The sequence below is a fragment of the Streptomyces sp. NPDC058307 genome (genome assembly GCF_042880295.1).
Lineage (GTDB): Bacteria > Actinomycetota > Actinomycetes > Streptomycetales > Streptomycetaceae > Streptomyces.
Map to the genome: position 1 here is coordinate 45,496 of NZ_JBHVYZ010000037.1, position 12,747 is coordinate 58,242.

Sequence of the window (12,747 nt, forward strand, 5' to 3'; positions counted from 1 at the left end):
CACACGTCCTAGACACCTGATTTATACAAGCGTTCTAGACAACCGTTTAGGACGTCCGTACAGTCTCCGGCATGACGAACCCGACGAGCACGACCGCCTCCCCCGGTGCCCGCGCCGGCCGCCGCGAATGGACCGCCCTCGCCGTCCTGATGCTTCCGCTGCTGCTGGTCTCGATGGACGTCTCGGTCCTCTACTTCGCCATCCCCGCGATCAGCGCGGACCTGGAGCCGAGTGGCACCCAGCAGCTGTGGATCTTCGACATCTACGGTTTCGTGCTGGCCGGCCTGCTGATGACGATGGGGTCGCTGGGCGACCGCATCGGCCACCGCCGCCTCCTGCTGATCGGCGCCGCCTGCTTCGGCGCGGCCTCGCTGGCGGCGGCCTACGCGAACAGCGCCGAGGCCCTGATCGCCGCCCGCGCCGTCCTCGGCATCGGCGGTGCGACCCTGATGCCGTCCACGATGGCGATGCTCCGCACGATGTTCAGCGACCCCGGCCAGCGCGCGAAGGCGATCGGCCTGTGGTCCGGCGTGATGACGGCCGGGATCGCGCTCGGCTCGGTGATGAGCGGGGTCCTGGTCGAGTACTTCTGGTGGGGCTCGGTCTTCCTCGTCAACCTGCCCGCGATGGCGCTGCTGCTGCTCCTCGGCCCGGTCCTGCTGCCCGAGTCGAAGGACCCCGCCCCCGGCCGCTTCGACTGGCCGAGCGTCCCGCTGTCGATGGCCGCGGTGCTGCCCGTCGTCTACGGCCTGAAGGAGATCCCGTCCGAGGGCTGGAACGTCCGTTACGTCGTCTCGGTCACCGTCGGCCTGCTCTTCGCGGTCCTCTTCGTCCACCGCCAGCGCACCGCCGCCTCGCCGATGATCGACCCGGCCCTCTTCCGTGGCCGTGGTTTCGGACCCTCCGTCGCGCTGAACCTGGTCTCGGCGTTCGGGATCATGGGGTCGGCCTACTTCACCACGCAGTACCTGCAGTCCGTGCTCGACAAGAGCGCGCTGGAGGCGGCCCTGTGGGCGCTGCTGCCGTCGGTGCCGATCGGGGCCGCGGCGCCGGTCGCGACCGCGCTGGTCCACAAGGGCGTCAACCGCGCCTCCGTCGTCACCGCGGGCTTCGCGATCGCCGCGGCCGGCTTCGCGCTGCTGGCCTTCGCCGGTACGGACTCGATGTGGCTGGTGCTGGCCTCCTGCGGTGTCCTCGCGGTAGGCGGCGTCATCGTGATGTCCCAGATCATGGACCTCGCGATGGGCACCGCCCCGGTGGAGCGGGCCGGTACCGCGTCCTCCCTGATGGAGACCGGCGCGGAGTTCGGCGGTGCGCTGGGCATGGCGGTTCTCGGCTCCATCGGTACGGCGGTCTACCGCCACGACATGCCGGCCTCGGCACCCGACGTGGCCCGCGAGACGCTGGGCGGGGCACTGGCCGTCGCCGATCGGGTACCGGGGCTGACGACCGTGGCCCGGGAGGCGTTCACCAACGGGATGCAGGGGGCGGCGATCGCGGGCGCGGTGTTGCTCGCGGGGGCGGCGGTGCTGGCCGCGGTGACACTGCGCCGGGTCGAGCTGCACATACCGCAGGAGGCATCGGAGCCGGAGAAGGTGCCCGCTTAACAGAGAAGCGCCGGGCGGGCCGAGGAAACCCTCGGCCCGCCCGGCGTTCGTGGTGAAGCGTCAGACCAGGTTCACCGCACGGGCCGACGTCGCCCCGATCTCCTCGGCGACCTCGGTCAGCACTCCGGCCGGAACCGTGTCGTCCACGGTCAGGACCGCGAGCGCCTCGCCACCGGCGACCGCACGCGAGACCTGCATGCCGGCGATGTTGATCCCGGCCTCACCGAAGATCCGGCCGACCGTGCCGACGACACCGGGACGGTCCTCGTACTTGAGGACGACCATGTGGTCGGCGAGTGCGAGGTCCACGTCGTACTCGCCGACGGCGACGATCTTCTGGAGGTGCTTGGGCCCGGCCAGCGTGCCGGAGACCGACACCTCCTCGCCGCTGCCGAGGGTGCCGCGCACGGTGACGACATTGCGGTGGTCGGCCGACTCGGAGCTGGTGGTCAGCCGCACCTCGACACCGCGCTCCTGCGCGAACAGCGGGGCGTTGACGTACGACACCGTCTCCGCGACGACGTCCTCGAAGACACCCTTGAGGGCGCTGAGTTCCAGCACCTTCACGTCGTGCTGGGTGATCTCGCCGTACACCTCGACGTCGAGGCGGACCGCGACCTCACCGGCGAGCGCGGTGAAGATGCGGCCGAGGCGCTCGGCGAGCGGCAGGCCCGGCTTCACGTCCTCGGCGATGACACCGCCCTGGACGTTGACCGCGTCGGGCACCAGCTCACCGGCGAGCGCGAGGCGCACCGAGCGGGCGACGGCGATACCGGCCTTCTCCTGAGCCTCGTCGGTGGAGGCGCCGAGGTGCGGGGTGGCGACGACCTGGTCGAACTCGAAGAGCGGGGAGTCCGTGCAGGGCTCCTTCGCGTACACGTCGAGACCGGCACCGGCGACCCGGCCCTCCTTGAGGGCGGAGTACAGCGCCTCCTCGTCGACGATCCCGCCGCGCGCGGCGTTGACGATCCGCACGCTCGGCTTGACCTTGCGCAGCGCCTCGTCGCCGATGAGACCGACGGTCTCGGGGGTCTTGGGCAGGTGCACGGTGATGAAGTCGGAGACCTCGAGCAGCTCGTCCAGGGACAGCACCTTGACGCCCATCTGGGCGGCCCGGGCGGGCTGGATGTAGGGGTCGTAGGCGACGACCTTCATGCCGAAGCCGGACATGCGCTGGGCGACCAGCGCACCGATCCGGCCCAGACCCACGACACCGAGGGTCTTCTCGGCCAGCTCCACGCCCGTGTACTTGCTGCGCTTCCACTCGCCGTTCTTCAGCGCGGCGTTGGCCTGCGGGATGTGGCGGGCGGTGGCGACGAGGAGACCGCAGGCCAGTTCGGCGGCGGTCACGATGTTCGAGGTGGGGGCGTTGACGACCATCACGCCGGCCTTGGTGGCGGCGGAGACGTCGACGTTGTCCAGGCCGACGCCGGCTCGTGCGACGACCTTCAGCTTGTGCGCGGCGGCGATGGCCTCGGCGTCCACCTTGGTGGCGGAGCGGATCAGGATCGCGTCGACGTCGGCGATGGCCGGGAGCAGTTCGGCTCGGTCCGCTCCGTTGCAGTGCCGGATCTCGAAGTCGGGGCCAAGCGCGTCCACAGTCGCGGGCGACAGCTCTTCAGCGATGAGTACGACAGGTTTCGAGCTCACGTGAGTCCTCACAAGTCCATTGCGTGCGGACGGCCGTCCCGACGGCCGCAGGCGGTGGAGGGTACTGGCCGCGTTGAAGACGCACGACGCTGTGGGCCTGACGCGTATGTATTACGGCAGTGTAGTGGCGCTACCAAGGTCGTCCTGCGCCTGTGCGGAAGGATCACCCGTCCGTGACGGCACGGGTGGCACAACGGGGCCGGAGCAGAGGGCTCCGGCCCCGTCATGCGAGGCTTACGCCTCTTCGTCGACCCAGCTCATCAGCTTGCGGAGCGACTTTCCGGTGGTCTCCAGCAGGGACTCGGCGTCCTTCTGCTTGTACTCGTTGTACTTCTTCAGACCGCCGTGGTACTCGGCCATCCACTCACGGGCGAAGGTGCCGTCCTGGATCTCGGCGAGGACCTTCTTCATCTCGGCCTTGGTGGCGTCCGTGATGATCCGCGGGCCGGTGACGTAGTCGCCCCACTCGGCGGTCTCGGAGATCGACCAGCGCATCTTCTCCAGGCCGCCCTCGTACATGAGGTCGACGATGAGCTTCAGCTCGTGCAGGCACTCGAAGTACGCGATCTCCGGCTGGTAGCCGGCCTCGGTCAGCGTCTCGAAGCCGGCCTTGACCAGCGCGGCCGTACCACCGCAGAGAACGGCCTGCTCACCGAACAGGTCGGTCTCGGTCTCCTCGGTGAAGGTCGTCTTGATGACGCCGGCGCGGGTGCCGCCGATGCCCTTGGCGTACGACAGCGCGAGCGCGAAGGCGTTGCCGGTCGCGTCCTGCTCGACGGCCGCGATACACGGAACGCCGCGGCCCTCCTCGTACTGGCGGCGGACGAGGTGACCGGGGCCCTTGGGGGCGACCATGCAGACGTCGACGCCCGCCGGGGGCTTGATGAAGTCGAAGCGGATGTTCAGGCCGTGGCCGAAGAACAGCGCGTCACCGTCGTTCAGGTTGTCCTTGATGGACTCCTCGTAGACCTGGGCCTGGATCGGGTCCGGGACGAGGATCATGATGACGTCGGCCTCGGCGGCGGCCTCGGAGGGCGTCACCACGCGCAGGCCCTGCTCCTCGGCCTTGGCCTTGGACTTGGAGCCCTCGTGCAGACCGACACGCACGTCGACACCCGAGTCACGGAGCGACAGCGCGTGGGCGTGGCCCTGGCTGCCGTAACCGATGACCGCGACCTTGCGGCCCTGGATGATGGACAGGTCGGCGTCGGCGTCGTAGAACAGCTCGGCCACTTTGGGTTCTCTCCTTGGGGTGCAGATGTTGCGTCCCACCGTATGACGGCGGGCTGAGATGAAGTTTCGGGGTCTCGGTATACGGGCGGCCGGAGCCGCCCGTACCACCCGGTCCTACGCGCTGCGGTCGAGGGCGCGCAGCGAGCGGTCCGTGATCGAACGCGCGCCGCGGCCGATCGCGATGGTGCCGGACTGGACCAGCTCCTTGATGCCGAAGGGCTCCAGCATCTTCAGCATCGCGGACAGCTTCTCGCCGCTGCCGGTGGCCTCGATCGTGACGGCCTCCGGGGAGACGTCGACGGTCTTGGCGCGGAACAGCTGGACGATCTCGACGATCTGGGAGCGCGTCTCGTTGTCGGCACGCACCTTCACCAGAACGAGTTCGCGCTGAACGGCCGAGCCGGGTTCCAGCTCGACGATCTTCAGCACGTTGACGAGCTTGTTGAGCTGCTTGGTCACCTGCTCCAGCGGCAGTTCCTCGACCACGGTGACCACGATGGTGATCCGGGAGATCTCGGGGTGCTCGGTGACACCGACCGCGAGCGAGTCGATGTTGAAGCCGCGCCGCGAGAACAGGGCGGCGATCCGGGCGAGGATGCCGGGGGTGTTCTCCACCAGGACGGAGAGCGTGTGCTTGGACATGATCTTTTACGTCTCTCTCGCTCAGTCGTCTTCGTTGTCGCCGAAGTCGGGGCGGACGTCCCGGGCGGCCAGGATCGTGTCGTTCGAGGTGCCGGCGGCGACCATCGGCCACACCATCGCGTCCTCGTGGACGATGAAGTCGACGACGACGGGGCGGTCGTTGATGGAGTTCGCCTCCGCGATGACCTTGTCGAGGTCCTCCGGGCGCTCACAGCGCAGACCCACGCAGCCCATCGCCTCGGACAGCTTCACGAAGTCCGGCACGCGCGTGCCCTTGGCGTTCGGGTTGACGTCCTCGGGGCCGCTGTGCAGCACGGTGTTGGAGTAGCGCTGGTTGTAGAAGAGGGTCTGCCACTGGCGGACCATGCCGAGGGCGCCGTTGTTGATGATGGCGACCTTGATCGGGATGTTGTTCAGGGCGCAGGTGGTCAGTTCCTGGTTGGTCATCTGGAAGCAGCCGTCGCCGTCGATCGCCCAGACCGTGTGGCCCGGCATGCCGGCCTTGGCGCCCATCGCGGCCGGGACCGCGTAGCCCATGGTTCCGGCGCCGCCGGAGTTGAGCCAGGTGGCGGGCTTCTCGTACTGGATGAAGTGCGCGGACCACATCTGGTGCTGGCCGACGCCCGCTGCGAAGATCGTGCCCTCGGGGGCGAGTTGTCCGACCCGCTCGATGACCTGCTGCGGGGAGAGCGATCCGTCCTCGGGCAGGTCGTAGCCGAGCGGGTAGGTCTCGCGCCAGCGGTTCAGGTCCTTCCACCAGGCGCTGTAGTCGCCCTTGTGGCCCTCGCTGTGTTCCTTCTGGACGGCCTGGACCAGGTCGGCGATGACCTCGCGGGCGTCCCCGACGATCGGCACGTCGGCGGCGCGGTTCTTGCCGATCTCGGCCGGGTCGATGTCGGCGTGGACGATCTTGGCGTGCGGGGCGAAGCTGTCCAGCTTGCCGGTGACGCGGTCGTCGAATCGGGTTCCGAGGGCGACGATCAGGTCGGCCTTCTGCAGCGCGGTGACGGCGGTGACCGAACCGTGCATGCCCGGCATTCCCACGTGCAGCGGGTGGCTGTCGGGGAATGCGCCGAGCCCCATCAGGGTGGTGGTGACGGGAGCTCCGGTGAGTTCTGCGAGGACCTTCAGCTCGGCGGTGGCGCCGGCCTTGATGACACCGCCGCCGACGTAGAGGACGGGCCGCTTGGCCTGGGTGATCAGCTTGGCGCCCTCGCGGATCTGCTTGGCGTGCGGCTTGGTCACCGGGCGGTAGCCGGGCAGGTCCATGACGGGCGGCCAGGAGAAGGTCGTCTTCGCCTGGAGCGCGTCCTTGGCGATGTCGACCAGTACCGGGCCGGGGCGGCCGGTGGAGGCGATGTGGAAGGCCTGCGCGATGACCCGCGGGATGTCCTCGGCCTTGGTGACGAGGAAGTTGTGCTTGGTGATCGGCATGGTGATGCCGACGATGTCCGCCTCCTGGAAGGCGTCCGTGCCGATCGCCTTGGAGGCCACCTGCCCGGTGATCGCCACGAGCGGCACCGAGTCCATGTGGGCGTCCGCGATCGGGGTGACCAGGTTGGTGGCACCGGGGCCCGAGGTCGCCATGCAGACGCCGACCTTGCCGGTGGCCTGCGCGTAACCGGTGGCCGCGTGGCCCGCGCCCTGCTCGTGACGGACCAGGACGTGGCGCACCCGGGTGGAGTCCATCAGCGGGTCGTACGCCGGCAGGATGGCACCGCCGGGAATGCCGAATACCGTCTCCGCGCCGACCTCCTCGAGAGAGCGGATGAGGGACTGCGCGCCCGTGACGTGCTCGGGGGCGGACTGCTGTCCTCCGGATCGGGGCCGCGGCTGCGGATGGGCCCCGGTGGCCTGCTCGGTCATCGTCATTCTCTTCTCGATGCTGAGGGTGTGAAGCTGAGGTAGGGAAGCTGGGCAACAAAAAACCCCTCGTGCCAGAAGGCAAGCGAGGGGAGCGCGCCGGGTGGGGATCGCTGAGCGGTCTGTGGCTCAGCGTCAGCCGACGCGCTTTCCAAGTACGAGAATTCGGGTGCGCATGAGACTGACCCTCCCCCCGGCACGCACTCACTGTCAAGTGGGTGGGACGGGAGTCTCATTATGTGAGCGGAGGGTCGTCCCACCACCGAGTACGGCAGACATGGTTCCGGTGTACACCGCCGCGCCCCTTTCCAAGGTTCCCGCGAACGCGGGCTCCGCGGGGCCGTGCGGCACCGGATAGCGCCCCGAGGCCAGCGCCCTGCGCAGCCGGTACTCGTCCAGCGGCCCCGAGAACGCCATGCCCTGCCCGTGGGTGCAGCCCATCGCGCGCAGGGCGACGACCTGTTCGGGGAGGTCCACGCCGTCGGCCACGGACTGCAGTCCGAGGTCTCCGGCGATCCTGAGCAGCCCGCTGGTGATCTTGTGCAGTCTCGCGGACTCCACGACGCCCTCGACCAGGCTGCGGTCGAGCTTCAGTATGTCGACGGGGAGTCTGCGCAGGGCGGTGATGGCCGCGTAGCCGCTGCCGAAGCCGTCCAGGGCGATCCGGACCCCGACGCGCCGGATCGCGGTCAGCCGGCGCTCCAGCTCGTCCAGTGAGACCCGGGGGTCGGCGTCGGAGAGCTCGATGACCAGGGAGCCGGACGGCAGCCCGTGCCGGGTCAGCAGCGCCTCGACAGACCCCAGCGGCAGCGAGCGGTCCAGCAGCCGCGGGGCGCTCATCCGCACCGCCACGGGCACGGTGAGTCCGGATGCGGCCCGCTCGGCGGCCTTTTCCACGGCCTCCTCCAGGATCCAGCGGCCCAGCTCCTGCGTCTTGTCGCTGTCCTCGGCCACCCGCAGGAACTCGGCGGGCGTGAACAGCACCCCCTGGGAGGAGCGCCAGCGCGCCTGGGCGGAGACCGACGTGATCCGGCCGTCCTCCAGGCAGACGACGGGCTGGTGCAGCAGGGCGAACTCGCCGTCGTGCAGCGCGGCACGCAGGCGCGTGGCCAGCTCCGCCTTCCGTACGACGTCCTGCTGCATCTGGGGCGCGTACAGCTCGACACGGCCCTTGCCGCCCGCTTTGGCGCGGTACATCGCGAGGTCCGCGTTGCGCAGGAGTTCGCCCGCGCCGAGGCCGGGCTCGGCGAAGGCGACCCCGATGGAGGCGGCGACCCGGACATCGTTGCCGTCGATGAGGTAGGGCTGCGAGAGCGTGAGCCTGAGGCGGTCGGCGAGCTCCAGGATGTTGGCCTCGCGGGCGGTGCGGTCGCGGGTGCCGTCCCCGACGATCAGCGCGGCGAACTCGTCCCCGCCGAGCCGGGAGGCGGTGTCCCCGTAGCGGACCGCGTCCTGCAGTCTGCGGGCGGCCTGGACGAGCAGTTCGTCCCCGGCCTGGTGCCCGATCGTGTCGTTGACGGCCTTGAAGCCGTCCAGGTCGATGAAGAGGACGGCCGTGCCGCGGTCGGAGGAGCGGCGGCCGGACAGGGCCTGCTGGACGCGCCGGGTGAACAGGGCGCGGTTGGGCAGGTCGGTCAGCGGGTCGTGCTCGGCGTTGTGCTGGAGCTGCGCCTGCAGGCGCACTCTTTCGGTCACGTCCCGGCTGTTGAAGATGAGGCCGCCGTGGTGACGGTTGACGGTGGACTCGACGTTGAGCCAGCCGCCGTCGCCGGACCGGAAACGGCACTCGATGCGGGTGGTGGGCTCTTCGAGGGGGTTGGCGGCGAGGAAGCGTCGCACCTCGTGCACGACGCAGCCCAGGTCCTCCGGGTGGATGAGGCCGGCCAGTTCCGTGCCCACGAGGTCCTCGGCGGGGCGTCCGTAGACACCGGCGGCGGCCGGGGAGACGTACCGGAGGATGCCGTTGGGCGCGGCGATCATGATGACGTCGCTGGAACCCTGCACCAGGGAGCGGAAGTGGTTCTCCTTCTGAGCGAGTTCCTGGGTGAGGGTGATGTTGTCGAGCAGCATGATCCCCTGGCGCACCACGAGGGCGAGCACGACGGTGCCGCCGGTGAGCAGCACCACCCGGTCCACGCTGCGGCCGTTGAGGACGTTGTAGAGGATCCCCAGCGTGCAGACCGCGGCGGCGAGATAGGGCGTGAGGGCGGCCAGCGACCCGGTGATGGGCCGGGTGGCCGGATACCGGCCCTGGTCACCGCCCTGGGCTCCCTGCGGTCCCTGTGCGGCTGGGTGGTGCTGGATCCCGAACCGCTGTCTGGGCAGGTGCTCGCGGACCACGCGCGTGTGCCCGGCCGGCCGCTGCCGGCCGGCGTCCGGGCGCCGGGGCGCGGCCCAGGGGGCGTAGGCGAGGAGCAGGGAGCCGGCGAACCAGCCGGCGTCCAGCAACTGGCCGGAGCGGTAGCTGTTGTGCAGCAGTGGCGAGGTGAACAGGGCGTCGCACATGACGGTCAGGGCGAGCGCGCCGATCGCGGTGTTCACCGCGGTGCGGTTGACCGCCGAGCGCCGGAAGTGCAGTGCGAGGACCATGCTGACGAGAGCGATGTCCAGCAGCGGGTACGCCAGGGACAGCGCGGTGTGCGCGACGCTCGGCCCCTCGGACTTCGCCGCCTGGGCGAGGGCGAGGCTCCACGAGAGCGTGAGCAGCGAGCCGCCGATCAGCCAGGCGTCGAGGCCGAGGCAGACCCAGCCCGCCTTCGTCACCGGCCGCTTGGCCAGGACCAGCAGACCCACGATGGCGGGTGGAGCGAAGCAGAGGAAGAACAGGTCGGCGTAGCTGGGGTCGGGAACCTCCCGGCCCAGGACGACCTCGTACCACCCCCAGATCAGGTTGCCGAGGGAAGCCATGGTCGAGGAGAGCGCGAAGAGCAGCCAGGCGGGCCGGAAGCGGACCCGGCGGTTACGGGCGTAGACGAAGCAGGACACGGCTGCCGTGGCCGCCGCGGCGCTCAGTCCGAAGTCGCCCATGATCAGGGCCACTTCGGGCGAACCCCAGTCGAACGCGGCACCGATGGCATATCCGGCGCACACCAGGGCGAGCAGGAGTTGGTGGGCCAGGGCCGACCCGCCACGGGAGGCCGGGGGCAGGGAGGGCAGCGCCCCCCTTGCCGGTCGGGCGCGCAGCGCTCCGTCGAGGGTGCTCGTGGGAGACGGGGGCGAGCTCACCGGGCCCTCCAGGTCCGCGCCGCTCCGGGGTCCCGGGGCTCCGGGTGCGCCGGGTGCGCATGCCTTCTGCGGCTGTTGTGCCTGCGGTGATGATGGCTGTGGTGACCGCCGTGACCGGCGTGGTGGCCGCGTCTGCGCGCGGCTGTGTGCCAGGGTCGGAGCCGGCGGCCCCGCCGCGTCGGATCGTTGGTCCATAGGCCGTGCATCGCCCGTCGCCCCCCTCACAGTCTGCAATGTCCATCCCCGGCGCCGAACAGTGCGCGGCGCAGCCCCTGTCGGGACGATACACCAGTCTCGTCACTCAGGGACATAGTTCCTCTACGCTCCGTGACGACCAGTGGGGATGCGGGCACGGACCGCGTCCGAAAGATTGCGGAGCGTACCGGAAACGGATTACGCGCCTGTTGCGCGCCCGCGCCCGACAGCGCGTTTGGTGCCCGTCACGCGCCGTCTGATCCCGTCGTAAGGATCACGTTGCGCAGGGGCTCCTGGTTCACATAGCGGGTCAACTGATCCACCAACAGGCGCTTGGCGCGCGGCAGGAACGCGGACGTGGGTCCTCCGACGTGGGGACTGACAAGTACGCCCGGCGCCTGCCACAAGGGGTGCCCCTGGGGCAGCGGCTCGGGATCGGTGACATCGAGGGCGGCGGTGATGCGGCCGGTCTCCAGCTCGGCGAGCAGCGCCTTGGTGTCGACCACGGGGCCGCGGGCGACGTTCACCAGGAGCGCGCCGTCCTTCATACGGGCAAGGAAATCGGCGTCGGCCAGGTGACGCGTGGTCTCGTCGAGGGGCGTGGACAGGATGACGACGTCCGCCTCGGGGAGCAGCGCGGGCAGTTCGGCGAGCGGGTGCACGGGACCGCGCTCCGTGGTGCGCGCGGAGCGCGCGACGCGCGCCACCCGCGCGACCTCGAACGGTACGAGCCGGTCCTCGATGGCGGAGCCGATCGAGCCGTAGCCGACGATGAGGACGGACTTGTCGGCGAGGGCGGGGTGGAACCCGCCGCGCCACTCCCCCTTGTCCTGGGCCCGCACGAAGTCGGGAATCCCGCGCAGCGAGGCGAGGATCAGGGTGAGCGTGAGTTCGGCGGTGCTCGCCTCGTGCACACCGCGCGCGTTGCACAGCCGTACGCCGGGACGCAGGTGCTTCAGGCCCGGTGTCACGTTGTCGACGCCCGCCGACAGTGTCTGTACGACCTCGACGGAGCTCAGGTGGGGCAGGGGCCGCAGGACCACGTCCAGGGGCTGCATGTAGGGGACGACGTAGTACGCGCAGTCGGCCGGGTCCGCCGGGAAGTCCTCCTGACCGTTCCAGAAGCGGTAGTCGGGGCCCTCGGGGAGCCCTTCGATGTCGTCGGGCGGGATGGGAAGCCACACGTCAGCACTCATGCCCTGGAGGCTATGTCAGGGGCCCGGGAGCCCAGAGGTTAGGTTGGGGGCCGGAACAGGGAGGGTCACGAGCAGGTGGAGCGCAGGACGATCGGCGCGGCGGCGCTCGCGGTGGGAGCCGTCGGACTCGGGTGCATGCCGATGAGCTGGGCCTACAGCGGGTCGCGGCAGCGGGGCGACGAGTCGGTCAGGGCCGTGCACCGGGCGCTCGATCTGGGCTCGACGCTGCTCGACACGGCGGACATGTACGGCCCGTTCACCAACGAGCTGCTGCTGGGGCGGGTGTTGAAGGAACGGCGCGAGGACGCGTTCGTGTCGACCAAGGTCGGTCTGCTGGTGGGCGAGCAGCACATCGTGGCCAACGGCCGCCCCGGCTATGTGAAACGAGCCTGCGACGCGTCCCTGCGGCGGCTCCAGACCGACGTGATCGACCTCTACCAGCTGCATCGCGAGGACCCCGAGGTCCCGGTCGAGGAGACCTGGGGCGCGATGGCGGAGCTCGTACAGGCCGGAAAGGTACGGTCGTTGGGGCTGTGCGCGATGGGGGCGCGCGGTGGGCGCCGCTCCGGGACCCGGCTGTACGACGCGACGATCCGGCAGTTGCGGCGCGTCCAGCAGGTCTTCCCGGTGAGCGCGGTGCAGGCGGAGCTGTCGGTGTGGTCACCGGAGGCCCTGGAGACGCTGGTGCCGTGGTGCGCGGAGCGCGGCGTCGGCTTCCTCGCGGCGATGCCCCTCGGCAACGGCTTCCTGACCGGCACCCTGACCCCGGGCGAGGGCTTCGAACCGGACGACGTCCGCGCCCGCCACCCCCGCTTCACCGCCGAGATGATGGCCGCGAACCAGCCGATCGTCGTCGGCCTGCGCCGCATCGCGGCCCGGCACGGGGAAGGGGTGACCCCGGCCCAGGTGGCTCTCGGGTGGGTGCTGGCACAGGGCGAGCACGTGATCCCGGTACCGGGCACCAAGCAGGAGCGCTGGGTGACGGAGAACGCGACGGCGGCCGGACTGCGTCTGACCGCCCAGGACCTCGCGGAGGCGAGGGAGCTGCCGCCGGCACAGGGGTCGTGGGACTAGCCGTTCCGTCGGTGGGGCGTCGGGTCCGGGAGATCGGGAACCTGGGAGGGGCGAGCGGTGTA

General features: G+C 70.2%; 8 protein-coding genes. 2 read left to right on the forward strand and 6 right to left on the reverse strand.

Features of this window, described 5'->3' with window-relative positions; genetic code table 11:
- Positions 1-71 precede the first annotated feature (71 nt).
- On the forward strand, positions 72-1,607 hold the full coding sequence (locus ACFVYN_RS25080) for an MFS transporter (protein ID WP_390002038.1): 1,536 nt from the start codon (positions 72-74) through the stop codon (positions 1,605-1,607).
- A gap of 60 nt (positions 1,608-1,667) precedes the next feature.
- Here the strand turns inward: ACFVYN_RS25080 and serA are convergent, their stop codons facing one another.
- The 6 genes from serA to ACFVYN_RS25110 all read right to left on the reverse strand — a co-directional run bounded on the left by serA (position 1,668) and on the right by ACFVYN_RS25110 (position 11,611).
- On the reverse strand, positions 1,668-3,257 hold the full coding sequence (gene serA, locus ACFVYN_RS25085) for a phosphoglycerate dehydrogenase (protein WP_030315966.1): 1,590 nt from the start codon (positions 3,255-3,257) through the stop codon (positions 1,668-1,670).
- 234 nt (positions 3,258-3,491) lie between these two features.
- Positions 3,492-4,490, reverse strand: a complete 999-nt coding sequence (ilvC, locus tag ACFVYN_RS25090) for a ketol-acid reductoisomerase (protein ID WP_390002040.1) — start codon at positions 4,488-4,490, stop codon at positions 3,492-3,494.
- A gap of 114 nt (positions 4,491-4,604) precedes the next feature.
- Positions 4,605-5,132 (reverse strand): acetolactate synthase small subunit, encoded by a 528-nt coding sequence (gene ilvN, locus ACFVYN_RS25095; RefSeq protein WP_069766166.1) that lies wholly within the window; start codon positions 5,130-5,132, stop codon positions 4,605-4,607.
- 21 nt (positions 5,133-5,153) lie between these two features.
- Positions 5,154-6,998 carry an acetolactate synthase large subunit gene (locus ACFVYN_RS25100; RefSeq protein ID WP_390002042.1) on the reverse strand — a complete coding sequence of 615 codons (1,845 nt, stop codon included), beginning with the start codon at positions 6,996-6,998 and terminating at the stop codon, positions 5,154-5,156.
- Between the two features lie 207 nt (positions 6,999-7,205).
- Positions 7,206-10,220, reverse strand: coding sequence for a putative bifunctional diguanylate cyclase/phosphodiesterase (locus ACFVYN_RS25105; RefSeq protein WP_390002044.1), 3,015 nt, complete (start codon positions 10,218-10,220; stop codon positions 7,206-7,208).
- Positions 10,221-10,660: 440 nt separating this feature from the next.
- Positions 10,661-11,611 carry a 2-hydroxyacid dehydrogenase gene (locus ACFVYN_RS25110; RefSeq protein ID WP_390002046.1) on the reverse strand — a complete coding sequence of 317 codons (951 nt, stop codon included), beginning with the start codon at positions 11,609-11,611 and terminating at the stop codon, positions 10,661-10,663.
- Between the two features lie 75 nt (positions 11,612-11,686).
- Between ACFVYN_RS25110 and ACFVYN_RS25115 the strand changes: the two genes are divergently transcribed.
- Positions 11,687-12,685 (forward strand): aldo/keto reductase, encoded by a 999-nt coding sequence (locus ACFVYN_RS25115; protein WP_390002048.1) that lies wholly within the window; start codon positions 11,687-11,689, stop codon positions 12,683-12,685.
- Positions 12,686-12,747: the final 62 nt, after the last annotated feature.

Coding starts and splice junctions, on each gene's coding strand:
- ilvN (WP_069766166.1), bottom strand. CDS start 5,132: ATGTCCAAGCACACGCTCTCCGTCCTGGTGGAGAACACCCCCGGCATC.
- ACFVYN_RS25080 (WP_390002038.1), top strand. CDS start 72: ATGACGAACCCGACGAGCACGACCGCCTCCCCCGGTGCCCGCGCCGGC.
- ACFVYN_RS25110 (WP_390002046.1), bottom strand. CDS start 11,611: ATGAGTGCTGACGTGTGGCTTCCCATCCCGCCCGACGACATCGAAGGG.
- ACFVYN_RS25100 (WP_390002042.1), bottom strand. CDS start 6,998: ATGACCGAGCAGGCCACCGGGGCCCATCCGCAGCCGCGGCCCCGATCC.